Annotated in this window: 25 protein-coding genes; 16 read left to right on the plus strand and 9 right to left on the minus strand. The window is 42.8% G+C overall.

All coding sequences use genetic code 11. The features are described from left to right. Positions 1-19: 19 nt before the first annotated feature. Genes VEJY3_RS19860 through modC form a run of 4 tightly spaced genes read left to right on the plus strand, consistent with a single transcriptional unit; the run spans position 20 to position 4,090 of the window. A complete protein-coding gene (locus VEJY3_RS19860) occupies positions 20-1,471 on the plus strand; it encodes a cobyric acid synthase (protein WP_014234209.1) in 1,452 nt (483 codons plus the stop codon). A gap of 59 nt (positions 1,472-1,530) precedes the next feature. Next, complete coding sequence (gene modA / locus VEJY3_RS19865) at positions 1,531-2,292, plus strand: molybdate ABC transporter substrate-binding protein (protein ID WP_014234210.1); 762 nt, start codon at positions 1,531-1,533, stop codon at positions 2,290-2,292. A 2-nt stretch (positions 2,293-2,294) separates the two neighbouring features. Further along, positions 2,295-2,984, plus strand: a complete 690-nt coding sequence (gene modB / locus VEJY3_RS19870; protein ID WP_014234211.1) for a molybdate ABC transporter permease subunit — start codon at positions 2,295-2,297, stop codon at positions 2,982-2,984. Then, a complete protein-coding gene (modC, locus tag VEJY3_RS19875; protein ID WP_014234212.1) occupies positions 2,981-4,090 on the plus strand; it encodes a molybdenum ABC transporter ATP-binding protein ModC in 1,110 nt (369 codons plus the stop codon). The genes modB and modC overlap by 4 nt, the downstream gene beginning before the upstream one ends. Positions 4,091-4,164: 74 nt before the next feature. Here modC and VEJY3_RS19880 read toward each other — a convergent pair whose 3' ends face one another. Then, a complete protein-coding gene (locus VEJY3_RS19880; protein WP_014234213.1) occupies positions 4,165-4,602 on the minus strand; it encodes a DUF3069 domain-containing protein in 438 nt (145 codons plus the stop codon). A gap of 184 nt (positions 4,603-4,786) precedes the next feature. Between VEJY3_RS19880 and VEJY3_RS19885 the strand changes: the two genes are divergently transcribed. Continuing rightward, complete coding sequence (locus tag VEJY3_RS19885; RefSeq protein ID WP_014234214.1) at positions 4,787-5,746, plus strand: diguanylate cyclase; 960 nt, start codon at positions 4,787-4,789, stop codon at positions 5,744-5,746. A 109-nt stretch (positions 5,747-5,855) separates the two neighbouring features. Here the strand turns inward: VEJY3_RS19885 and VEJY3_RS19890 are convergent, their stop codons facing one another. Continuing rightward, complete coding sequence (locus VEJY3_RS19890) at positions 5,856-7,118, minus strand: GGDEF domain-containing protein (RefSeq protein WP_041170404.1); 1,263 nt, start codon at positions 7,116-7,118, stop codon at positions 5,856-5,858. Positions 7,119-7,362: 244 nt separating this feature from the next. Between VEJY3_RS19890 and VEJY3_RS19895 the strand changes: the two genes are divergently transcribed. From VEJY3_RS19895 to VEJY3_RS19935, 10 genes are all read left to right on the plus strand, one after another. After that, positions 7,363-7,719 carry a late competence development ComFB family protein gene (locus VEJY3_RS19895; protein WP_014234216.1) on the plus strand — a complete coding sequence of 119 codons (357 nt, stop codon included), beginning with the start codon at positions 7,363-7,365 and terminating at the stop codon, positions 7,717-7,719. Positions 7,720-7,793: 74 nt separating this feature from the next. Further along, a complete protein-coding gene (locus VEJY3_RS19900) occupies positions 7,794-8,075 on the plus strand; it encodes an HlyU family transcriptional regulator (protein WP_014234217.1) in 282 nt (93 codons plus the stop codon). A 439-nt stretch (positions 8,076-8,514) separates the two neighbouring features. Continuing rightward, positions 8,515-10,071, plus strand: coding sequence for a Re/Si-specific NAD(P)(+) transhydrogenase subunit alpha (locus tag VEJY3_RS19905; RefSeq protein ID WP_014234218.1), 1,557 nt, complete (start codon positions 8,515-8,517; stop codon positions 10,069-10,071). 9 nt (positions 10,072-10,080) lie between these two features. Further along, the gene (pntB, locus tag VEJY3_RS19910) at positions 10,081-11,457 is read left to right on the plus strand and encodes a Re/Si-specific NAD(P)(+) transhydrogenase subunit beta (RefSeq protein WP_014234219.1); all 1,377 of its coding nucleotides are present in this window, start codon (positions 10,081-10,083) and stop codon (positions 11,455-11,457) included. A 192-nt stretch (positions 11,458-11,649) separates the two neighbouring features. Then, positions 11,650-13,068 (plus strand): sensor histidine kinase VxrA, encoded by a 1,419-nt coding sequence (gene vxrA / locus VEJY3_RS19915; RefSeq protein ID WP_014234220.1) that lies wholly within the window; start codon positions 11,650-11,652, stop codon positions 13,066-13,068. Further along, on the plus strand, positions 13,043-13,711 hold the full coding sequence (gene vxrB, locus VEJY3_RS19920; RefSeq protein ID WP_014234221.1) for a response regulator transcription factor VxrB: 669 nt from the start codon (positions 13,043-13,045) through the stop codon (positions 13,709-13,711). The genes vxrA and vxrB overlap by 26 nt, the downstream gene beginning before the upstream one ends. Positions 13,712-13,717: 6 nt before the next feature. Continuing rightward, positions 13,718-14,599, plus strand: a complete 882-nt coding sequence (locus VEJY3_RS19925; protein WP_014234222.1) for a DUF2861 family protein — start codon at positions 13,718-13,720, stop codon at positions 14,597-14,599. A gap of 59 nt (positions 14,600-14,658) precedes the next feature. Next, positions 14,659-15,786 (plus strand): conjugal transfer protein TraF, encoded by a 1,128-nt coding sequence (locus VEJY3_RS19930; protein WP_014234223.1) that lies wholly within the window; start codon positions 14,659-14,661, stop codon positions 15,784-15,786. 42 nt (positions 15,787-15,828) lie between these two features. After that, positions 15,829-15,993 carry a YoaH family protein gene (locus VEJY3_RS25060; RefSeq protein ID WP_014234224.1) on the plus strand — a complete coding sequence of 55 codons (165 nt, stop codon included), beginning with the start codon at positions 15,829-15,831 and terminating at the stop codon, positions 15,991-15,993. Positions 15,994-16,861: 868 nt separating this feature from the next. Further along, positions 16,862-17,254, plus strand: coding sequence for a universal stress protein (locus VEJY3_RS19935; protein WP_014234225.1), 393 nt, complete (start codon positions 16,862-16,864; stop codon positions 17,252-17,254). 76 nt (positions 17,255-17,330) lie between these two features. On the opposite strand, the gene VEJY3_RS19940 is transcribed toward VEJY3_RS19935, so the two are convergent. The 7 genes from VEJY3_RS19940 to VEJY3_RS19975 form a co-directional block, all read right to left on the minus strand. Next, positions 17,331-17,552, minus strand: a complete 222-nt coding sequence (locus VEJY3_RS19940; RefSeq protein ID WP_014234226.1) for a hypothetical protein — start codon at positions 17,550-17,552, stop codon at positions 17,331-17,333. Positions 17,553-17,931: 379 nt separating this feature from the next. Then, on the minus strand, positions 17,932-18,153 hold the full coding sequence (locus tag VEJY3_RS19945) for a hypothetical protein (RefSeq protein WP_014234227.1): 222 nt from the start codon (positions 18,151-18,153) through the stop codon (positions 17,932-17,934). Positions 18,154-18,722: 569 nt separating this feature from the next. After that, on the minus strand, positions 18,723-19,049 hold the full coding sequence (locus VEJY3_RS19955) for a helix-turn-helix domain-containing protein (protein ID WP_041170407.1): 327 nt from the start codon (positions 19,047-19,049) through the stop codon (positions 18,723-18,725). Positions 19,050-19,413: 364 nt separating this feature from the next. Beyond that, positions 19,414-19,725: a stress response translation initiation inhibitor YciH gene (gene yciH / locus VEJY3_RS19960; RefSeq protein WP_014234230.1), complete on the minus strand. Its 312-nt coding sequence runs from the start codon at positions 19,723-19,725 to the stop codon at positions 19,414-19,416. A gap of 4 nt (positions 19,726-19,729) precedes the next feature. Then, entirely contained in the window at positions 19,730-20,110 is a 381-nt protein-coding gene (locus VEJY3_RS19965; RefSeq protein WP_014234231.1) for a DUF3319 domain-containing protein, read from the minus strand. Positions 20,111-20,224: 114 nt separating this feature from the next. Then, a complete protein-coding gene (locus VEJY3_RS19970; protein ID WP_014234232.1) occupies positions 20,225-21,214 on the minus strand; it encodes a D-alanine--D-alanine ligase in 990 nt (329 codons plus the stop codon). A 149-nt stretch (positions 21,215-21,363) separates the two neighbouring features. Further along, the gene (locus VEJY3_RS19975) at positions 21,364-21,933 is read right to left on the minus strand and encodes an SPOR domain-containing protein (protein WP_014234233.1); all 570 of its coding nucleotides are present in this window, start codon (positions 21,931-21,933) and stop codon (positions 21,364-21,366) included. A 243-nt stretch (positions 21,934-22,176) separates the two neighbouring features. Between VEJY3_RS19975 and VEJY3_RS19980 the strand changes: the two genes are divergently transcribed. Then, a complete protein-coding gene (locus tag VEJY3_RS19980; RefSeq protein WP_014234234.1) occupies positions 22,177-24,810 on the plus strand; it encodes a bifunctional acetate--CoA ligase family protein/GNAT family N-acetyltransferase in 2,634 nt (877 codons plus the stop codon). Positions 24,811-24,896: the final 86 nt, after the last annotated feature.

Here is a 24,896-nt window from a genome sequence, read left to right on the forward strand (position 1 = left end):
TCTTCTCTTACGAATATTCATGAAATCAGCAATCCCTTCTTTAATGGTTCAAGGCACCACATCGGATGCCGGAAAAAGTGTACTTGTGGCAGGTTTATGCCGTGTATTAGCGAGAAGAGGGATTAAAGTTGCCCCTTTTAAACCGCAAAATATGGCGCTTAACAGCGCGGTCACCAAAGATGGCGGTGAGATAGGGCGCGCTCAGGAAGTTCAGGCGCAAGCTTGCAATATCGAATCCACGGTTCATATGAACCCGGTGCTTATAAAACCAAACAGCGATACGGGTGCGCAAATCATTCTGCAAGGCAAAGCGTTGTCTGATATGGATGCTGCGGGATTTCATGACTACAAAAAAGTTGCGATGAATACTGTACTTGATTCCTTTTCGCGACTGACCCAAGAGTACGACTCGATTATGATTGAGGGAGCAGGCAGCCCGGCAGAGATTAACCTGCGAGAAGGGGATATTGCCAATATGGGATTTGCAGAGGCGGCTGATGTCCCGGTGATTATTGTTGCTGATATCGATCGAGGCGGGGTTTTTGCTCACTTATACGGGACGTTAGCGTTACTTTCTGAATCAGAACAAGCGCGCGTAAAAGGTTTTGTCATTAACCGCTTCCGTGGTGACATTCGTTTGTTGCAATCAGGATTAGACTGGCTTGAAGAAAAAACCGGTAAGCCGGTCCTGGGAGTATTACCGTACCTTCATGGATTCAACCTTGAAGCCGAGGATGCGATCACTAATCAGCAAGAGTTAAACGCACAAGTCAAACTCAATGTTGTGGTACCGGTTTTAACCCGAATCAGCAATCATACCGATTTTGATGTCCTTCGTCTCAACCCCGACATTAACTTACGTTATGTGGGTAAAGGCGAGAAAATCGATAAAGCTGATTTGGTTATCCTACCCGGTACAAAGTCCGTCAGAGACGATTTAGCGTACTTAAGAAGTCAGGGCTGGGACAAGGATATATTGCGCCATATTCGCCTGGGTGGAAAAGTCATTGGTATTTGTGGCGGCTATCAGATGCTAGGTAAAACCATTGATGATCCAGAGGGTGTTGAAAGTGCAGCGGGCAAAAGTGAAGGTTTAGGGCTGCTTGACGTTCACACGGTCCTTACCGGTAGTAAGCAACTGACAAAGACACAAGCTGTCGTGAGCCTAAATGGTAAACGTGCTACCGCAAAAGGCTACGAAATTCATGTTGGCCGAAGCGAAGTGACAGGCGTTCAGCCACTTGAACTCACCAATGGTGTTTTTGATGGCGCGTTAAGTGAATGTGACCAAATTATGGGAACCTATTTACACGGTTTCTTTGATGAAGTGGAAGTGTTAAATCTCATTGCCGAGTGGGTAAATGGCTCTCAAATTAAGCAACAAAATTTTGAAGAAATTAAAGAGCTTGGGATTAATCGTATTGCAGATGCGATAGAGCAACACATGAACTTAGATTTTTTATTCAAATAAAACACTCAGTTGATGAACGTAATATCAGTCTAAAGCTTGTCTCGTAAAGGAGCCTATTAATGAAAATATGGAAAACACATGTTTGCTTAACGGCATTGTTAAGCGTTGTTTTTTCTGCCCATGCCGCAGCCGATCTCAAAGTGTACGCTGCGTCCTCTATGACCAATGCGATCAACGAAATTAGCGAAAATTTCTCAGGCAAGTTCGATGTAACCGTCACACCAGTTTACGGTGGTTCCTCGTCTATTGCTCGTCAGATAATGAACGGAGCTCCCGCCGATGTTTTCATCTCAGCAAATACCAAGTGGATGGACTATCTTGTGGATGAAAAGGTTATTTTACGTGACAATGTCACCAATTTGGTGGGAAATAGTCTGGTCTTGATTGCTCCCAAGCCGTCTAACACGAAGAGTTTTAATTTTTCAGATAGTAACGCGTGGCTAGCTGCGTTGAATGATGGACGTCTTGCACTGGGTAATCCGACATCTGTACCTGTGGGGATGTACGCTAAAGAATCACTGACTACACTGGACGTATGGAAAAATATTGAATCTAAAGTTGCTCCTGCCAAGAATGTTCGTCTCGCGTTAGCTCTGGTAGAGCGTGGAGAAGCGCCATTAGGTATTGTGTACAAAACCGACGCATTGCTGACAGACAAAGTAACAATAGTAGACGAGTTCTCGAGCGACACGCACTCTGCCATTGTCTATCCGACGGCAATGATCAGTGACTCAACGGAATCGAAGCAGTTTTTCCAATACCTGAATACAGATGAAGCCAAAACTGTCTTTATCAAATACGGTTTCAGTAATAAGGAATAAGCGTGACTGAACTGGAATACCAAGCCTTAATCTTAAGTCTCAAAGTAGGCGCGTTCGCGGTACTTTGGCTTATCCCTTTAGGTGTTTTACTGGCGTGGTTACTTTCTCGCAAAACCTTTTTTGGCAAGTCTGTCCTCGATAGCCTGATTCATTTGCCTTTGGTCTTGCCACCGGTTGTTATTGGTTATTTGCTACTGCTATCCCTTGGACGACAGGGGGGCATGGGCAGTTGGCTGTATGAGCATCTTGGCTTGGTATTTAGCTTTGATTGGAAAGGAGCGGTTGTCGCTTGTATTGTAGTCGCGTTGCCTCTTATGGTTCGCTCTGTTCGTTTAAGCCTGGAAAGTGTCGACCCCAAACTAGAACATGCCGCTTCGACGCTTGGTGCCTCTCCATTTAAAGTATTTATGACGATTACGTTGCCGCTCACAATCCCCGGAATAATCACCGGAACGATGTTGTCGTTCGCACGCAGCTTAGGTGAGTTTGGCGCAACCATCAGTTTTGTGTCCAATATCCCTGGCGAAACGCAAACCATACCACTCGCAATGTACAACTTTATAGAAACGCCCGGGGCAGAGATGCAAGCGGCGCGTCTTTGTATCATTTCTATCGCGCTTGCGTTATCGACGTTAATGGCCTCTGAGTGGATGAACCGAAAAGCGGCTCGTCGATTGGGAGCGAAGCAATGAGCATTAAAGTTCAATTTAAACAATTACTTGGTGAAAGTGATTTTGATGTCGATCTTGAGTTACCGTGTCACGGAATTAGTGCGTTATTTGGGCGTTCTGGTGCAGGTAAGACAACGCTCATTAATGTAATCAGTGGATTGGTCACGCCGACACAAGGTAAAGTCAGTATTGGCGAACACGTCTTATTTGATAGTGATAAGGCAATAAACTTACCGACGCACAAGCGAAAGATTGGTTATGTTTTTCAGGACTCACGCCTATTCCCACACTATTCAGTACAAGGGAATTTAATGTATGGCATCAAAGAGAAGGATACTAAGTACTTTGATGAAGTGACTGAGCTTCTCTCTATTAAGCCACTCATGAAGCGTTTCCCAGTGTCGCTCTCCGGCGGCGAAAAGCAACGAGTGGCGATAGCACGTGCATTGTTGTCTAAGCCCGATTTGTTGTTGATGGACGAACCATTAGCATCACTGGATATGCCCAGAAAACGGGAAGTCATGCCGTTTCTTGAGGACCTATCTGAAAAAGTGAACATACCAATTGTGTATGTGACACACAGCTTACAAGAAATCATTAGATTGGCTCAGAATTTAGCAATTATTGAGAACGGCAGTATAGTGACATCAGGCAAGCTGGAAGAGGTCTGGGCTTCTCACGCAATGAGACCGTGGCAGTCATTTTCAGAACACAGTAGCTTGTTTGAAGGAAAAATCGCCGCTCATCATGAGCACTATGCGCTGACGTCTGTAGAACTTGGCCAAAACGCTTCGCTCTGGGTACAAAAGATTGAGGGCGAGCCTGGAACGCCAATTCGACTTCAAGTGCGCGCTAGCGATGTATCTATTGCTTTGGAGCGTCCGGTAGCCACCTCGATTCGAAATGTTTTGCCTGCGACTGTCCAATCAATCGAGCAGGTGAATGTCGGAGAAGATAAGCAAAGCATTACCGTCTCTTTGCAACTGGACGCGAATTGCTGCTTGTGGGCTAAAATTACCCCTTGGGCACTGGATGACCTCAACTTAAAGCCCGGTGACTGTGTCTATGCACAAGTCAAAGGGGTGAGTGTGACTCAACGCGATATTGCCTTTGCACCACACGCTTAAAAAGACTGATGCAAAGGTTACATAACTAAAAAGGGCTGCACAATGCAGCCCTTTATTCACTTCGTAAGTCAGCTTTACTTCGCAAATACTTCTTTGAATTCACGTTTTAGTAGAGGGTCACGACGCGCTTTTTTCATTTGTTTAACCATGTCTTTCACGCAGTTGTGAAGAACATTGTCTAGTAGCTGTGCTCGGTACTCTTCTTTATCTTCATCTGTCATGTTTTCTGGCAGATTTAGAGTAGGGAATTCTTCCATTACGTTAATCCCAGCGAATGCTTGGCCTACTGAAACTAGAGCATGGAACTGTTCAAAGTTATCCAGAATGTTTTGAGCACTTGCTGGCATTTCGTCCCAAGACGCGCGAACCGCTTCTTCTGACACTTCATGGATAGAGGTAACCATTTCGAACATTTGCTCTGGAACTTCGTCGAATTCAATAACTTTACGTAGTTCAGGAGAAATGGTTTCTAGATCGATTTTTTTGCTTTCGGTGTTAGTTGCTTCTGACATGCTGTGTCTCTCATTACAAAAAGGCGGGAATAGTAATATCAAATGTTTCAAATATCTACCATTATAGTCTTTTGATTACGCGACAATTAAACAAAAATATAGCACTTAAGAGCTGGTACGATGCAACGAATCGTTGAATATGATATATGGTTAAGAAAGATAAAATAAGATAGTGGAATACCTTATGCAGCCTAAAGGGACATCAATGCGCATTCTACTGGTTGACGATGTTCAATTAGACAGAATGCAATTGGCTATTCGTTTGAAACAACTGGGGCATATCGTTAAGACAGTAGGCAGTGGTGCAGAAGCATTAAGTATTTATGAGAGTTTCGACCCTGAATTGGTCTTGCTCGATATCTCTATGCCAGAAATGAACGGTTTCGAGCTTTCATTATCAATCAGAGAAGCTTTTCCTGACTGGATTCCCATCATCTTCCTTAGTAGCCATGAAGAACCTGAAATTATTGCTAAAGCGATAGAAGCAGGCGGCGATGATTATCTTATTAAGCCCGTTGATAAACTCGTTCTAAATTCCAAGCTCATCGCCATGCAGCGTATTGCTCACATGAGGCGTGAGTTAAAACAAGCGACAGCGCAGCTAGAAAAAGTGAATCAACTTCTAACCCAGCAGGCGAACGAGGACGGGTTAACGAAACTTTATAATCGCAGATACATTGACCAAAAGCTTGAATCTTTGGTTGCGTGGCACGGCCGCCGCCATATGCCAATGGCGATGATTTTGTTAGACGTCGACTTTTTTAAAGCGTTTAACGATAACTATGGCCACATAGAAGGGGATCGATGCTTGCAGGCGATCGCAAGTCAACTCAAAGCGACCTTTTGCCGTTCTGGAGAGTATGTTGGCCGTTATGGCGGAGAGGAGTTTGTGGTACTGCTAAGCACTACTGATGGACAAATGGCAGAAAGAGAAGCCGAGCGTATCCAAGAAGTGATCGCTTTTCTTGACTATCCTCATCAGTATTCAAGCATTTCAAGTAGAGTGACAGTGTCACAAGGTGTGTTTGCTTTTCAGGCTACGGGCAAAGAAAAAAAAGCAGATTTGTATGAAATCGTCGATCGAGCACTCTACACATCAAAATCTAGAGGTCGCGATACACATACTTTAGTCAATCAAAATTGACTCTGATCCTGCATTCCTGATTTGAGTGACGCTGTCACAAATAGAGCTCCTTTAAACAATCGATTGGTAATAGCGCTTTAAGTAGGGGTACAAGTTGAGTCATAGATAATCACGAAGCACGCGACCTGAACTCATTCCTGAAACATTTTATACAATTTCTGCCAGAGTCTTTTGCTTGATACAAGGCTTCATCTGCGAGTGACAGAACCTCTTCTGGATCTGAAGCGTCTCGGCTATCAGCAACGCCAATACTCACCGTAATTGATACCGACCGTCTTTTAGCTCCGTGTCCACGATTTAATTGGCCTTGCTTATTGTCGTCTGGACGAGATGCTGAATCACGCAAGACCATTTTATAATTCGCTATTGATTTATGGACTTCCGTTAATTCTTTTAAACAGTCTTCAGAGTACTTACCTTTAAATAGGATAGTGAACTCTTCACCACCAAAACGATACGCCTTAGCACCACCGCGTGTTTTCATTAGCAACGTTGCGACAAGTTTAAGTACATTGTCGCCGGTATCATGTCCGTACGTATCATTAAAATTTTTAAAGTGGTCAACGTCTAACATTGCGATGGTGTACTTACCATCCATATCTTTAAAATCAAGATCGAGTGCCCGGCGGCTGGGGATAAGAGTCAAGCTGTCAGTAAAGGCAAGATGATGGCTTGCACTAGTTGAATACACAATCATAAGCAGGCCTGCCAGAGTAAACATAGTGCTTGATATGTATTGAACATCGAAAAAGATAAAGGTCGTCGAAGCTAAAGCCATCGCAGAGTAGGTCATGGCGTGGATGATTTTGTTGGTTCTTAATACCAAAATTCCCAGAAAGCCGACGATGCCAAGACAGTATAAGACGAGAATAAACGGGAGCTTGGAAATACTAGGTATGATGAACAAAATACCGTTTGTCCAATCCTCAAACCGGCCTTTAATGTGGAATCTCAGTGTAATGTAAGACCACAACAAAAAGATCGCCAACATCAACACATAGACAAACATGGCTTTTGAGTTTGCACCGTCTTTACTGAATAGAAACACGGCCAGAAAAGAAATCGGCAGCAATGTTGCTAGCATCGTTAACTCAATCAGCGCCGTTCCACTAGTGAGGGGCACCTGAAGCCGCTGTTGGATAATAAAGTAAGCCACTAGCATTGAGAGGCAGACCATAGACTCCCGCCCTTGCTTAAAGGAATAGCAAAGCAGCAGGGCACAACCCAACAGTATGTAAGGTAAATTCGCGGCTATTCCCCAGTTTGACTTAGTCATCTGAATAATACTATTCATGCCGGATATCGCGAGTCCCAACAGTATTATTGGGAAAACGAATTTAAAGCCTGATGATGTCATTAAAGATGAGGACATTTGAAAAAATTGCCTACAAAATTAGTTAAATACATAAAAAGGTCACAATACGCATCTAGTTGATATTATCATTGTAGATTATATGCTTTCAGTATCTTAGCAATTTTCCATAATAAGTACACAATAAAGTGGTTAAGTACCAGTTATGGGAGATAGAGCAACATTTATAAAAGCCGCCAAATCAACGCATTACTACCGCTGACTATGACTATACTTGTTTTATATCAGACAAAGGAGAGTCACCATGCACATCAGTTCCGAAGTACATAACTATATGGAAACCTTCGTCGGTCAAATCCTCTGCACAAACAGATACAACGGGCAGTTTGACAGTAATCAGTTGGCTGATATCGCTTGCTTAGCTTTGATACAACTTAAACCCCTCTACATTCGACACGACGTCGACTTTCTCTCTTCGCTACCTGAACGCAAGCTTAACCAGCTTAAACAAAGCGCTGAGATAGCGGTTGAGAACGCAGTCGTTATGCTCCAAAACGATAGACGAAAAAATCGTAACAATGATCTGCCTGTTATTTTTTCACATACCCGTTATGATGAGCACAAAGAGCTGGATTGGTATGAAAAACCAATTCTTAAGTAAACATAGGTTATGAATGCTCAACACCGTATCTATGCTATGTAAGTATAGAAGTTGTGTTGGCCCAAGGAGGAATTGTGGGATTCTTTTCTCGTTTGTTTGGCGGTAGTGAGAAATCTGTCGAAGTAAAAACCGTAGAGCCAGTGGAATACAAAGGCTTTCAGATATACCAGGAAAGCGTTGCTGAAGGCGGTCAATTTCGTATTGCTGGCCGAATAGAAAAAGAGATTGATGGGGAGATAAAGACTCATCGTTTCATTCGTTCAGACTTGTTGGGTTCGGAACAAGATGCCAACGAGCTTATGTTGAAGAAATCACACATGTTCATCGATCAAATGGGTGACAAGATCTTCGATTAACAAATCACTGTAATTTGATGCGAATCATCTTAATAAGAGCCATTAGTATATATGCTGATGGCTCTTTCTTTTTTTAAGGCTTAAATACCTGTTAATTAAGGAGTTAGTGATGCTCTGGTTGGACCTCCTGTCTAGGGGCGATAATTTTCGTATTTATTGAGTTCAAATAGAGAAAATTTGATTACTTAAGGTTATATGTAATGAAATTTAGTGTTTATATAACAAAACACTTGCAGTCACAGCACGCCTTAGATACAAAAAGAATATAACAGGGCTGTTGAACAAGATATGACGATGCAAATAGGTGGGCCCAAACATCGGTGTTTTATTTGTATTTATCTTGTGTAGTTAAACAGAAAGAAATAAAAAAGAATTAGAGTAGAGCACGGCTCTTTTTTTTGGGACTAATTAATTGATATGTATACAAGGAGTATGCGTTTTGCAAATCGGTGTACCTAGAGAGATACTCGCGGGTGAATCGCGAGTAGCTGCATCACCAAAGTCGGTTGAGCAGTTAATTAAATTGGGGTTCGATGTCGCTATCGAATCTCAGGCGGGGGTGCTAGCGAGTTTCGATGATGCCGCTTATGAAGCTGCAGGTGCGAAAATCGTTTCTAGTGACGAAGTTTGGACATCAGGTCTGATTCTTAAAGTAAATGCGCCACTCGTAGATGAAGAAAAAGGAATCGACGAAATTGCATTACTACAAGATGGTGCAACTCTGATTAGCTTTATTTGGCCTGCACAAAATGCAGAGCTAATGGAGCAGCTTTCAAGTAAGAACATTAACGTTCTGGCGATGGACTCAGTTCCTCGTATCTCTCGAGCTCAAGCATTAGATGCGCTGTCTTCAATGGCGAACATTGCTGGTTACCGTGCAGTCGTTGAAGCCGCTCACGAGTTTGGCCGTTTCTTTACCGGTCAAATTACGGCAGCAGGTAAAGTTCCACCGGCTAAAGTTCTTGTGGCTGGTGCTGGTGTTGCGGGTTTGGCTGCGATCGGTGCTGCAGGTAGCCTCGGGGCGATTGTACGTTCATTTGACGTACGTCCTGAAGTAAAAGAGCAAGTTGAATCGATGGGCGCCGAATTCCTGACTGTGGACTTCCAAGAGGACTCAGGCTCTGGTGATGGCTACGCGAAAGAAATGTCTGATGACTTCAACAAGAAAGCGGCTGAGCTATACGCTGAGCAAGCGAAAGACGTTGATATCATCATCACGACGGCTCTGATTCCTGGCAAGCCTGCACCGAAGCTGATCACTAAAGAAATGGTCGACAGCATGAAAGCGGGTAGCGTGATTGTAGACTTGGCAGCTGCAAACGGCGGTAACTGTGAATACACAGTCAAAGATCAAGTTATCATGACTGACAACGGCGTGAAAATTGTTGGTTACACCGACATGGTAGGCCGTTTGCCAACGCAATCTTCTCAGCTTTACGCAACAAACCTTGTGAACCTTCTAAAACTTCTTTGTAAAGAGAAAGACGGCAACATCAATATCGACTTCGAAGACGTTGTACTTCGTGGCGTGACTGTCGTGAAAGAAGGCGAAATCACTTGGCCAGCGCCACCTATTCAAGTTTCTGCTCAACCTCAGGCTAAGCAAGAACCCGTGGTTAAGAAAGAGCCAAAAGTTGAAGAGCCAACTTCGCCAACGAAAAAACTTATTGGTTTAGTGGCAGCTGTTGGTGCCTTTGCATGGGTTGCTTCGGTTGCGCCTGCGGCGTTCCTTTCACACTTTACAGTATTCGTATTAGCGTGTGTTGTAGGTTACTACGTTGTTTGGAACGTGACGCATGCACTGCATACTCCGCTTATGTCGGTAACTAACGCTATCTCGGGCATTATTGTTGTGGGTGCGTTACTGCAAATTGGACAAGGTAATGGGGTCGTATCCTTCCTTTCGTTCATCGCCGTGTTGATTGCAAGTATCAACATATTCGGTGGTTTCACCGTCACCAAGCGTATGCTTGAAATGTTCCGCAAAGATAAATAAGGAGTCACAATGTCTGCAGGATTAGTACAAGCAGCTTACATTGTTGCTGCATTATTTTTCATCATGAGTTTGGCGGGGCTTTCTAAGCAAGAGTCTGCGCGAAATGGTAACTACTACGGCATCGCAGGTATGACGATCGCGCTGATCGCAACGATCTTTAGCCCGGATGCTCAAGGTTTTGGCTGGATCATTATCGCGATGGCGATCGGTGGTGCGATCGGTATTTTCTACGCTAAGAAAGTAGAAATGACCGAAATGCCAGAACTGGTTGCGATTCTTCACAGCTTCGTAGGTTTGGCTGCGGTTCTGGTTGGTTACAATAGCTACCTGGACGCACCTGAAGCGGCAACGCACGCGGAACACGTTATCCACCTTGTTGAAGTATTCCTTGGTGTGTTTATCGGTGCAGTAACCTTTACTGGTTCTATTGTTGCATTTGGTAAGTTACGTGGCGTGATTTCTTCTTCACCGCTTAACCTTCCTCATAAGCATAAAATGAATCTGGCTGCGATTGTTGTGTCTACGCTACTTATGATTTACTTCGTAAAAGCAGACGGCAGCATGTTCGCTCTTATCGTAATGACACTGATTGCATTCGCGTTTGGTTATCATTTGGTAGCATCAATCGGTGGTGCGGATATGCCAGTAGTCGTTTCAATGCTGAACTCTTACTCTGGTTGGGCAGCGGCAGCAGCAGGTTTCATGCTTGCAAACGACCTATTGATCGTAACAGGTGCTTTGGTTGGTTCTTCAGGTGCGATTCTGTCATACATCATGTGTAAAGCGATGAACCGCTCGTTCATTAGCGTTATCGCTGGTGGCTTTGGTCAAGAGATCATCATTTCTAGTGATGAAGAGCAGGGCGAACACCGCGAAACTAACGCCGAAGAAGTGGCTGAAATGCTGAAGAATTCAAAATCAGTCATCATCACTCCGGGATACGGTATGGCAGTAGCGCAAGCTCAATACCCTGTGCATGAAATCACGGATGCACTTCGCTCACAAGGTGTTGAAGTTCGTTTTGGTATTCACCCTGTAGCGGGTCGTCTTCCAGGTCACATGAACGTATTGCTGGCAGAAGCGAAAGTTCCTTATGATATCGTTCTTGAAATGGACGAAATCAATGATGACTTCCCAGAGACAGATACCGTACTTGTTATTGGTGCCAACGATACAGTGAACCCAGCAGCGCTTGAAGATCCAAACAGCCCAATTGCAGGCATGCCTGTACTGGAAGTTTGGAATGCGAAAAACGTAGTGGTATTCAAGCGTTCAATGAATACTGGTTACGCCGGCGTACAAAACCCGTTGTTCTTTAAAGAAAACACGTCAATGCTATTTGGCGATGCTAAAGAAAGCGTAGAAAATATTTTTAAAGCGTTATAATCCTAAACTGCTTTAAAATTACTCAGGGCCAGCAATCGCTGGCCCTTTTTTGTTCTGGTTCAATGTTATAGTAATGCAAATCCTGTAGTTACCTGATGTCAATTGATTCTAGATTGCTGTATAGTTTGGCGTAATCTAATAAGTAACGGTAACAGTTTGATTAACAAGATTTTGCTCGGTTTAGCATCTATCATGCCGGTTTTTTCGGCAACTGCAGCAGCCGATTCATTACCAGAGAGAATAGATACGTTTACAGAGCTATTTAACTACGAAGTAGCTCTTAAGTCGTATGATATTCGTATTCTGCAATCAAATTATCCTACTAAGTTACTTGCGCCTGATTCATTACTTCCGCAAACGTCAGACTATCCGCTGAAGGACATACAGCAGCTTTATAGTTTAGATAAGACTTGTCGTGGTAAACTGCCACTCAGCCCGTTGATTACCGAACCTCTTGTGTTTACTCGAGCTATCTGTAAAGGCACAGAGCTTACTCCACGCTGGTTTTCTCGCAGTGGACTCATTCACCCAGGTGGTGGAACTTACGCTGCTCGCTATGTCGATAAGCATCCCGATCTTAGACCAAAGCTCGCTCAATACATGCATATTAAGGAGCGCGGTAACGAAGAGGGTGATGAGTTACTCGAAAGCTTGCAAAACATGAACGATGACGCCATAAATGCACTGATCGCCGGAGCAAGCATGTTCATTGAAGGTAATGAGCTGTGGTTACGTCGAGGCGATCGCTATTTTGTGTTCGAAAGAGAGTTATGGCAGGAAAACGTCGCGAATGCAGGTTTGTCCTATTCACTGGCGTCAGAAAACAAAAGCTGTTTCGTAAAACGAGGCAATATTTGCTGGGACGTTGAAGATCATTCACAGATTCTTCGTATCAGTATGATTGTTTTGGTCATCGCGAACATACTTCTCGTGATCGGATGGGCGGTATACCGCTGGAACAGTAAGCGAGAAGAATTGCGCAGCCGTATGTTGGTATTGCAAATTTTAACTCATGAATTGAGAACGCCAATTGCGTCTCTGTCTATGACCGTTGAAGGGTTTCGTCGAGAATTTGAGCACTTACCAGAAAGTGTATATGACGAATTCCGCCGGCTGTGCGAAGATACACGTCGATTACGCCAATTAGCGGAGGCGAGTAAGGATTATTTGCAATCTGATAACCAAATGCTTGCAACGGACTGGGTTCCATCTGTTGTCGAATGGTTAGAATTTAAGATTGAAGAAGAATTTGATAATGCTGTACTTCTCAACGTAGATGAAGACGTAGCGGCTAAAGTTAACGTGTACTGGCTTGGTACCTGTATTGATAACTTGTTACGTAATGCACTTAAGTATGGCGTTCCACCGGTTGAACTTCATGTTCAAACGAGTGAAGATAAAATCGTTTTCCAAGTCCGTGATGCTGGTGACTTGACCGCTAAAGACTGGACTAATTTGAAAAAACCGTTCGTAAGTAAGAGCGGGTTAGGACTTGGACTAACAATCGTTGAATCTATGGTAGGCCGCATGGGCGGAAAAATGTCCCTTATAGGACCACCTACAACCTTTATATTGGAGATACCTTGTGAAACAGACACTGCTTCTCGTTGAGGACGATAAAAACTTGGCTGATGGCCTGTTAGTAAGCCTGGAACAAGCAGGATATGAGTGTTTACATGTGGAGCGTATTGCGGACGTTGAATCGCAATGGAAGAAAGCCGATTTAGTGATTCTCGATCGCCAGTTGCCTGATGGTGACTCTGTACAACATCTTCCTGAATGGAAAAATCTCAAGGATGTACCAGTTATTCTGCTGACTGCTCTTGTGACAGTAAAAGACAAAGTGGCAGGACTTGATTCAGGTGCAAACGACTACTTAACTAAACCTTTTGCAGAGGCTGAGTTATTCGCACGTATTCGTGCACAATTGCGTGCTCCAGATTCGGGAGAGCAAGACGGTGCAAGTTCAGATAAAGTGATCACAAAGGATTTGGAAATCGATCGCTCTACTCGTGAAGTTCTGTTTAAAGACGAGTTAATCACTCTGACACGTACAGAATTCGACTTACTATTGTTCTTAGCGTCTAATCTGGGCCGCGTATTTACTCGCGACGAGTTGCTTGACCATGTTTGGGGTTACAACCACTTCCCAACAACACGAACTGTTGATACGCATGTACTGCAGCTACGTCAGAAACTACCTGGTTTAGAAATTGAGACACTTCGTGGTGTCGGATACAAAATGAAAGCTTAAAGAATAATGAAAATACTACTCCCTGTAGTTTTGTCATTAGTGTTAGTGAAGCCAGTCCAAGCTATGGACTGGTTTCGAACTAATACGCCTCTAACTCAGGCTCATCAACATCTGCTTGAAGATGATCTTTCAGGAATGTTCAATACTTTAGTTGAACTATGGCAGACAGAACCCAGCCGCGATTTAACCTCACACTTAAACGATCTGCTTGGTCAGTCTTTGACTAAGGATTGTGGAAAATCACTGACGGCCGTCACTTTACCAGAGTGGGTAAGTGGCGTTAACGTCATACGCCAAACCATTCAAAGCCCAGGTCGCGATACGTTCCGTTTAGTCGTTAAAGTAAGAGCAACGACTGAAGTGGAACAAATCACATTCAAACGTTGGGTTGATAGCTCAATTTCAGCTGATAGCTCATTTGCTGTAGAAGAAACGCCAAATGGGGCTGAAATCGCGAACGAGCGCAGTTTTCTCAAGCGTTACAACCTAACTGGTCAACTTGAATCAGGTTTGTATCATTTAACCGTTGTTGCAAAAGATAAACCTGAGTATCGAACGTGGGTCATTTTGGGCGACTCTAACTCCAGTCAGTACGTTCGCTGGACGTCTAAAGAAAACTGGAAAGTTGAAAAGAGTGCGCTGAGAAATCCTCATTGTCCATTACCACAGCTTGAAGTGGGGCTTTATGACTACATCGAAGGCCAGTATGAACAAATGTGGAAAAAAACGTATGAGTCGAATTATCCTGAGTCACTAGAACTTGCTGGCGTACCGAATGATCGCTACGTTCTTGCGGTAAGCATTAATAGTCGTCGTTGGCAGGGTGACATCATTGTTGAGCAAGCTCAAACAATAAGCCGTACTTATGATCTTTCGCAAGAAGATTAACTAAAGAAATTACATTTGTGCCGATATAAGTTCAGGAAGAACTAAATCACAAGTGTAGTATGAAAACTCAATTCAAAATATTATCAACCGTCATCACCGCAGCACTGTTTTCCAATGTGGCTTCAGCTGCTAACTACTCAATTGAAGCCCGCAGTGATGCGATGGGCGGTGTTGGCACTGTCTCCGCCAGTTACCTTACCGCACCATTTTTTAACCCTGCTTTAAGTGCAATCTATCGCCGCAACGATGACGCGGGTATCATTGCCCCAAGTTTTGGTATTAGCTTTGATGATCAATACGATTTGATTGATGAAATTGATCGTATCAGCAAGCTTAATGACGATGCCGAAATAGAGAGTTCATTGAATGCACTTGCTCAAGGTAATCAAAAATTAAACTTTGACCTTGGGGGTGTCGTTGCTGTTGGTATCCCTAACAAATTTTTATCAGCAACGGTTTACGGAAAATTATACACAGAATCTTTTGTACAGCCATCTATTGATACCTCTGGCGCTAACCCAATGGACAATACTTATGTTCAAGGCGTGAGTATTGGTGTTGCGGAAGCGGGCATCTCATTGGCAAAATACACCAACTACATGGGCCAGCACCTCTCTGTTGGTATCACACCAAAACTTCAACGCATTTACACTTATTCATACGCAACAAGCTTCAATAACTTTGATGCCGCTGACTTACGTGAAAATGAAACCGCTGAAACGATGTTTAATTTGGACGCAGGTGCACTTTGGTTTTTTGGGCCCTACCGTTTAGGTATTGCGGCAAAGAACTTAATCGGAAGAGATGTAGAAACTAAGTCGTTTCAGTACAACAGTAACTCCATCGAGTCCTATCAATACAGCATGAGACTACTTTATACGATAGGCGCAGGCTTCGTTGCAGATTACTTTACCATGAGTGTCGACTACGACTTAAATGAAGAAAAACGCTTTTCATCCTTTGATGATAATACGCAAATGATTCGCGCCGGTGTTGAATTTGATATTCTGCGCCAAATGGCACTGAGAGCTGGTTATATGAAAAACTTAGCTCGAAGTCATGATGATGGGACGATCACCGCGGGAATAGGGCTCTCGCCACTTAACTTGCTTGAGCTGGATATAGCAGCTCGTTATACAAATGAAAACGCGATGGGTGCGTCAATTAATTTTCTTGCGACCTATTAAACGAATCGTTATAGTCGGCTCCTCTAAATGAGGAGCTTTTTTATGTTTGACGATCTACCCCCTCTATCTCACGAAGAACAACAACAAGCCGTGGTAAAGATTCAAGAGCTAATGTCTCAAGGCACAAGTACGGCTGAAGCAATAAAAATTGTTGCTCAAAATATTCGAGCTGAGTACGCAGCTAAACAGCAACAAGACGAAGAATGAACAAAACGATAAGCAAAGAAGCAGGGCAGTAAAACGCTCTGCTTTTTTTGTGCCTGCTCTACATGCCACATACTAATTATTAAAAGCGTAACTGTGTGACATTGTCACGTCATGTGGGTCACTAAACGCAACACAAGGTTAGAATCGCCATGATAAATGCTAGGTAAAATTTTACTAACTAAACTTTATTAGCTCGGACTAGAGCCTTTAGAAGTTAAGGTAAAATTAAGAGTTTAGGAAATATTCTCAATATATCAATAACATAAAGTAGAACATTAGTCTGAGTGGATGGTAGCTACCACTTCCGGCTGTAATTATATTACAGGTCGCTTCATAAGTGCGGATGTGGCCAGTCGTTTATGCTGAAAATTAGTCTTAGCTACGTTGTCACGTTAATATCGCCAGATTAAAACCATGTAAACACATGGGGTGTAGAAACAGTAAGTGCTTGCATATTTTGAAAACGTGTTGTTGTGCCCGTATGAATTACACTAACCAAAATTTTCTCGTTTAACGGTTCTTTACTCGTAGACGGTGCTTTTTCACAAGAAGTTAAAACTACAAGCTTTAGTTACGGTGTCACACGGAAGTATTTTCGTATAATCCAAATACAACGTGTCAAAACCATTAGTTTAGGAGTGGGCGAAAGGTTCAATCACTGCAATCAGGCGGAAGTTCTTTATAATTAAAAAATCAAAAGGTTAGAGGTTATAGTTGGATTTTTACTCGGGCGTGATGTTTCTTGGTGATAGGTTCAGGTTAGATAGATTTATGAAGATTCTTATGTTTTGGTGCAACGACTGCGTTGAATTGCCTTGATTGAACTAGACTTAATGTAAGTCTATGAAAACTAATCGGGAGAAAAGTAATGAGCTACACGCATATATTAGTCGCGGTTGATTTATCTGATTCCAGCAAGACAGTTATTGATAAAGCGATTAGTCAGGCAACGGACCCAAACTGTAAACTTTCCTTCGTGTATGTAGATGTAGATAGAGTAGTCTTAGAACCTAAAGAAGAAGAGGAATACAACAGAAAGTTACAAGCACTTGCATCAGAGTGTAAGTATCCGGTTTCTGACACCATGGTCGTAATAGGTGATCTTCATATCAAATTGCAAGGGCTCGTCAAACAACAAGGTATAGATTTGGTTGTGTGTGGCCATCACCATAATCTGTTAAGTCGTTTTTTCTCCTCAGTGCCTAAACTCGCTAACTCAGTAGAGGCTGACTTGTTGGTCGTTTACCTTCATGATGAATAGCCCAACTCAAAAAGCCGAGCTTAATTAGCTCGGCTATCAGGTCACGGTCTTTTAATTTATTTACGTTATGAGGGCGTTAGCGAGAAATACGAGGGATGATTCTAGTCTTTTTAGTCAAGATATTAGCCGATTCAGCATTCGAGTTTAGATCGAAATGCACATTAACTTGAATACCTTCTCGCTCAAACGTTACATCATCAAAATCAGTCATCGCGATCTTAAAACCGTTTCTAGCAAAAAGGCCAGTAACCATGGTCCGCTGTTTTATTTGTAATGCAGACGTCAATAGTTTGTCCATGGTAATTCTCCTTTTGAGTTGTGGGGATATATAACAACCATACCCCCTACAGTATATGAAATCAATTTAATAAAAATTGTGTCGTTTGAGCGTCTTCGCGAGCATACTCTTCCAACATCTCCAAACAACATGAAACAACGCTTAATTAATGTGGCTGTTAATAACTCATGACGTTTTATGTGATAACGGCATAGAAAAGTGCAAATGCTGCCGATTAACATAGATACTTATTGTTACAAATTATCGCTCATACCAAGACACTAAAATGAACATGAAAACGAAAAATGAGTAGAGACTGTCGGGTTGTCTATCTTCCTTGGGGATCAAACAGCAAAAAGCCGAGCTATTGTTGCTCGGCCTGACAAGCGAGTAGGTTAAGCTAACGAGAACTACTTGGTAACATGTTGGCGCTTCGGGTCAAAATATCAGCCGACTCAGCATTCGAATCCATATCAAAATGTACGTTAACTTGAACGCCTTCTCGTTCGAATGTCACATCATCAAAATCGGTCATTGCGATTTTAAATCCATTTCTAGCGAATAAACCTGTGACCATTGTTCTCTGTTTTATTTGTAATGCAGACTCGAGTAGCTTATCCATAGCACTAATCCTTGTTATTTATAGGGGAATTAAATAAAAGTAGTACTTTAGGGTGATAAGGTCAATTAAGGTTAGTTGATGACAGTTCCAAATAACTGAAACTCTTACAAATCAGTCATGATTTAAATCCAAAACAGACCGCTGCAAATGTGCAGTTAAACTATTGTTTTAAGAGAAATAATTGCGCACATAAAAAGTAGGGAAGTCAGATTTTGATTGTTCTTGATATCAATACGTTATGAGTACAGCTCTTAAATATTGTGACTATGTAACTTAGGATAAGCTCGCATCATATCGACTATGTGTGAACTGTTAATAGCCAGAGTGCTTATCACTATATAACGCCACCGGTTTACCATGTTCATTAAGGTATTCTCGCGTTGCGACCATATAGTCGAAGGCGGATTCGGTCTCGCTAAAACGCAGGTTCATCAGGCGACCGGTCACGTCATCGATGAAAACCTGCAGGCAACACTTGTCGCTGCGTCCTTCAAACCAGTCACGGCGTTAAAGAAGCTGATAAACACGGGGCTTACACTGTGAATGTGGTACCCAGATACCATCGGTAATCATCCATTGACGGAGAGTTTCAAGTGATACATTTCTGTTAACTTTGCATGCGCGAACGTGGGACCAAAGTCCGGATACCGCTCTGAAAGGATGTTCAACGCCTGGGCTTTTACTTTGTCATCGATTCGATTGGATGAAGGTTTGCCTCGGTTGCCGTGTGCCAAAGAAGCCGCACCGAACGTGAGAAAAGACTTTATCAGCCGGGAGAGTTGCCGATAACTGATACCAAGAATTCGCGACGCATCTTGACGAGAAAGATTACAGTGCAAGACATCTTGGATGACAGAAAATCGTTGTAGTTCGCGATCATTCATGGCTATTAGCATCCTTAAACCTACAAGCGAATATAGTACAAATTCACCTGGTAATATTAGGACATTATTGCTTTGTGTTTACAAAATAAGTGCGCATTATATGTGTTATGTTAAATGCAATGCAGTGCTATTTGAAATCTTATCCTTTTAAGTCTCCTATCCCTCTCAGATTTTAAATTTGTGGTCACAGGTACTTGTAAGGTTTTAGAGCTCTGATTAAACATAATGGCTATTTACCATAAAATAGCTAATATCGATATATCAATCTGCGATTGCTCAATCTTCAATTAGCCGTTAACAAGAATGCAGATGACTATACGTCGAAAAACAGATGTAAAAAAGCGTCTCTAAAGACGCTCTAATTCAATCTGGATTCTTAACCGCCAGCTAGTTTAACGGTCATGCCTTTCTTTTCCAGGTGTGCTTTGATTTTGTCTCGCGCATCACCTTGAATTTCTATGTTACCGTCTTTAACTGAACCACCACAGCCACAGACTTTCTTGAGTTCTGCTGCGAGTAATTTTAGTGGTGCGTCATCAAGATCTAAGCCTGTAACGATACAAACACCTTTACCTTTACGGCCTTTTGTTTGGCGTTGAATACGCACGATACCATCGCCTTTAGGGCGAGCAATTTTCTCTTCTTCCGGTTTGATTCGGCCGGTTTCCGTTGAATAAACTAAGGACATACTGTTATTTCTTGTGTTGTTGGGTCTGCAATGCTTTTTTCTTAGCAGCTAAATAAGCTTCGATATGACGTTGAATGGCCAACTTACCGCCTTTGATTAGTTTACCATTAAACATGCAATACCATTCATTCGGCTCACCCGAATCATTTTTTAAAGTATAGCCGTTAAAAGCAACTGATTGTGTTGCTGCGGTGCTTTGCCTGGTCTGTGCAAGAGAAGCAAACTCTTTTGGATCGATGATTGAAGCAGTATCGCACCACCAGTCAATACTTTTTTTAACTGAGGTCAGATTACCTTGCAAGACGTGGCTTTTGATCTTAACCTTCCAAAGACTGCCATCCAAACTGGATTTTAAATTAAAGCCTCTATATGTCGCAACTGCCATAAATGCCCCATTTTTGTATCAATTTCAGTCGTCTAAGAGAATTTAATGAGCATCCATACAGTGAGATGCTCAGCACAAGCACTTCTAACACAATCTATTGTTAAGTAACGTTATTTACTTTGCACTATTGATGCAGTCTTGAAGAAACTCGTGGAATTTGTGGCCATTGTTTTGAAGCATTTTTGGGAACATCGAGATTGGTGTCATACCCGGGAACGTATTCACTTCATTCAGGTAAATCTCTCCATCTTCAGTAAGGAAGAAATCAATACGAGACAAATGACGTAGGTTCATCTGTTTAAATACGGTCTCTGACTCTTGCTTGATCGTCTCTATCTGTTTTGGTGTAAGGTTTTTTGCTTCAACTTCCGTCAATGAGTGGCTGGCACTGCTGTATTTTTCATCGTACGAATAAAATGTACCATCAGGCGCGATAACTTCACCAGGTTTCGTCACATAGAGTTCGCCATTCATTTCATACGCGGCAACTTCTAATTCTCGAGGCTTAACTGACTTTTCTACTAAAACTTGATCAGAGTAACCAAAAGCAGCATTAACCGCGTCAGAAAGCATCTCTCTTTCCGTTACGCTGTAACAGCCAACTGAAGATCCTTGTCTTGCCGCTTTAACGAATACTTTGCCCCACTTATCAAACGCTTGCTGAGCTTGAATATGAGCTTGCTCATTATTTTTAGTCAGGAACAAGTATGGTGTGTTCGGTATACCTAGAGCGTCGTACCAAAGTTTCGATGTGATTTTGTTGAAACTGTTACTGCTTGCTTCTGGTCCGCAACCCAGATAAGGAATGCCAGCGATTTCAAATAGAGATTGAATATCGCCCGTTTCACCAGGGAAACCATGAATACAAGGTACGATGAAGTCAATTGTCTGATTTGAGTCGTTAGAACATAAGCATTTGGTATTGAGGTCCAAGTAAACCAATTCGCCTTGATCGGTCATCCAACCTTCGTTTTTGATCTCTACACGCGTTACCTTGATGTTCTCAATGAGATTCAGTTGTTGTTCGACAAAGTTAGCAGACAGCAATGATATCTCGTGCTCTGAAGAGCCACCACCGCATAATAGAAGAATATTTTTAATCATGAATCAATCTTTCCGTGACCTACAAAAGATACTTATTGTTATGATAACCCTTTGAGAAGTGACGTACAGTTATTTTACTGTGAGGCGTATCGTTCGGGTACGATTTGAACAAATTAAAAAGGGAGCGATATGCCCCCTACTTAATTTGATCAGTTTAGTTTATTAAGCGTCGGATATGCCGAGTTTTTAATCGCATCAATGCTTTTGACAAAAGGCTTTAACTGACGCAATTGAGCTGGAAGCGTTGCGATCGCCTTTTGTGCTTCAGCACTTGTCGCATAATCTCCGTATAAAATGGAGTACCATTTGGTGCCATTGACTACTTTGTAGTTAGCCCAAATCGGCTGCTCACTTTGCGGTAGTTTGTTGGTGAACTGAGTCACTTTATCTTCACTACCAACAGCGACAACTTGAATGGTGTATCCGAAACGTTGAACTGCTGATTGATCGTTGCTTGGTGGCATGATCTTAACCGGTTTTACCTGATCGTTTGGAGTCAGTTTTATGACCTTCTTTTCTTCAGGTTTAGGTGTCATTTTCACCACTGTTGGTGCTACATCTTTCTCAACGACGGCATTTTCAGACGCCATAATTGGTTTTGATATGACATCTGAAGAATAGTCCTCGCGAAAACTCTCTGAGGTAACATCCGTAGTGTAGGTTTCAGATGCACAAGCGGAAAGAAGAAGGGTTAAGCCGATGATTGCGGTCTTTTTCATGAATAACAAACGCTCTGAACAAATATTACGATAAATCATGCCGATAGGAGGCTCGATTATCAAGCATCAAATACAATAAACTGCCTTTTTGATGTGATGAGTGACACAAACTCTACAAGCTTCGTACAGTTTTTCTCCGTTGTTTATCTCTGGCATGTTTTCTCTAAGAAGTATTCGTTTATGATTATTGATATCCATCCAGTAAAGCTCTCAACAATATCGTGTTAAAGGCAAGGAATCTGCATGAATAAACTACATAAGCTTTTTAAACCTGATTCAGTTGCGGTAGTTGGCGCATCACCGAGAGAGTTACGCGCGGGTCACGTGGTCATGCGCAATCTTCTTCAAAGTGGTTTTGGTGGCGCGATTATGCCAGTAACGCCAAAACACAAAAGTGTATTAGGCGTTATCGCTTATCCTGACATTGCTTCCCTGCCCTTGACTCCAGATATCGCGATTCTTTGTACTAACGCTTCTCGTAATGAAAAGCTTCTCAAGGAATTAGACGAGCGTGGAACTCAGTTCGCTATCGTAATCTCTGATGACACTCAAATCGTCGATGTGTCTTCGCTTAATATTCGGGTATTGGGTTCCAATAGCCTTGGCATTATTCTCCCTTGGCATAACTTCAATTGTACGTTTTCACCGGTTGCTGCCAAACCCGGCAAAATTGCTTTTATTTCTCAGTCAGCCGCCGTTTGTACAACTGTTCTGGATTGGGCGAACGACAAAAATATCGGCTTTTCGTCATTTATTTCGATTGGACGAGGTCAGGATATCGATTTTGCCGATTTACTTGATCATTTGAGTATGGACGGACATACCGAGGCCATCTTGCTCTACGTTGACTCGATCAGTGATGCTCGCCGCTTTTTATCAGCGGCCAGAGCGGCGTCCCGAAATCGACGTATTCTTGTTTTAAAAGCAGGACGGTCGAAAGAGATGAATACGCTTGAGCAGCAAGACGGCGATACCTTAGACATTATTTATGATTCTGCGATCCGCAGAACAGGTATGTTAAGGGTTAGCAATACTCATGAGTTATTTGCAGCGGTAGAAACTCTAACTCACTCAGTGCCCCTGCGTGGAGAACGATTAGCGGTCATTACCAACGGCGGTGGGCCTGCAGTGATGGCCGTGGATACGCTTTTCGAACGTGGCGGTAATTTAGCGACGCTTGATGAAGCTTCGACCGAGCAATTGAGAGCCGTTCTGCCGCCAAACTGGCGAGAAGTGAACCCCATCGACCTCTCTGGTGATGCGACCAAAAAGCGCTACGTCGATACCATAAATGCTTTAATGAACAACGATTGTGCGGATGCAATTTTGATTATGCACAGCCCTTCTGCTGTTTCTGATCCACTAGATACGGCGTACGATGTGATTGAAGCGATTAAGTCCCATCCGAGGCATAAGCACTTTAACATTCTGACTAACTGGTCGGGAGAACAAACGTCTCGTGAGGCTCGTCTTGCTTTCACTCAAGCGGGAATACCGACTTATCGAACACCAGAAAGTGCAGTTGTTGCCTACATGCACCTTGTGGAATACCGCAGAAACCAAAAGCAACTGATGGAAACACCAACAACGGCAGAACCGTTACACTCGGGAAGCATCAATTCTGCTATGGAATGGGTAAATGAACGACTACTGGATAAAAATACAGTATCACTAGATACACACCAAACTAGCCCACTTTTTAAACTGTTTGGTTTCAATGTGCTGCCAACGTGGATCGCGTCCGATGCAATAGAAGCGGTACATATGGCGGAAAATATCGGCTATCCGGTAGCGGTAAAACTGCGCTCTCCTGATATTCCACACAAGTCAGACGTTCATGGTGTTGCCCTCAACCTGAGAAACAGTAATGAAGTCTCGAGTGCATCAAATTCTATTTTAGATGCTGTCAAACTTAGCTATCCATCTGCTAACGTCCACGGCCTTTTAGTACAAGGTATGGCTAAACTTGGCAGTGCTGAAGAAATACGAATCAGTATTGCTGTAGACAAAGTATTTGGGCCGGTGATATTGCTTGGTCAAGGTGGTTCTGAATGGAATATTGCTCAAGATGCCGTCGCCGCGTTACCGCCATTAAACATGACTCTGGCGCGTTATTTAGTCGTGGTTGCTTTGAAATCAGGCAAGATCCGCTTGCAAAAGCATAAAGATGCTTTCGATATTACCGAACTGTCGAAATTCTTGGTTCGTATTTCGCAGATGGCGGTTGAGTTACCAGAAATACACAGACTGGATATCCATCCAGTACTCGTATCTGGGAACGATTTGACGATCATTGATGCGGATTTGACGTTAACAAAATATGAAGGCGATGCTCAAACGCGTCTTGCTATCCGCCCTTTCCCGGCAGAGTTTGTTGAAACGGTCACTCTGCGCGACGGTCAACCAGTCTTACTTCGTCCTATCTTGCCTGAAGATGAGCCTCTACATGCTCAATTCATCAATAACGTATCCAGAGAAGATCTTTACAAGCGATTTTTCTCCGAAGTTGGTGAGTTCAACCACGAGGCTTTGGCTAACTTTACTCAAATCGATTACGACAGAGAAATGGCATTTGTTGCCGTTGCTTTTGATAAAAGCGGCCCATCAATTATTGGCGTAGCTCGCGCTCTCATCACGCCCGATAATAGCGACGCTGAGTTTGCTATTCTCATTCGCTCTGATCTAAAAGGAAAAGGCCTCGGCAAGGTATTGATGAAAAAAATCATTAGCTATTGCCAAGTTAAAGGCACTAAGCAAATATCAGGAATGACAATGCCGACTAACCGTGGAATGCTGATGTTAGCGCAAAGCCTCGGGTTTGATATTGATGTTCAATTTGAGGATGGTATTGCAGATATGGTCTTAGCGTTAAACTAGAATGAAGGCCCAGCTTTCGACGTTTTCTACATGGATAGAATCGTTCAAGCTGGGCATTGTCTTGTCTGGAAATAAATCTTAGTGCT

This window comes from Vibrio sp. EJY3 (assembly GCF_000241385.1).
In the GTDB taxonomy this organism is placed as follows: domain Bacteria; phylum Pseudomonadota; class Gammaproteobacteria; order Enterobacterales; family Vibrionaceae; genus Vibrio; species Vibrio natriegens.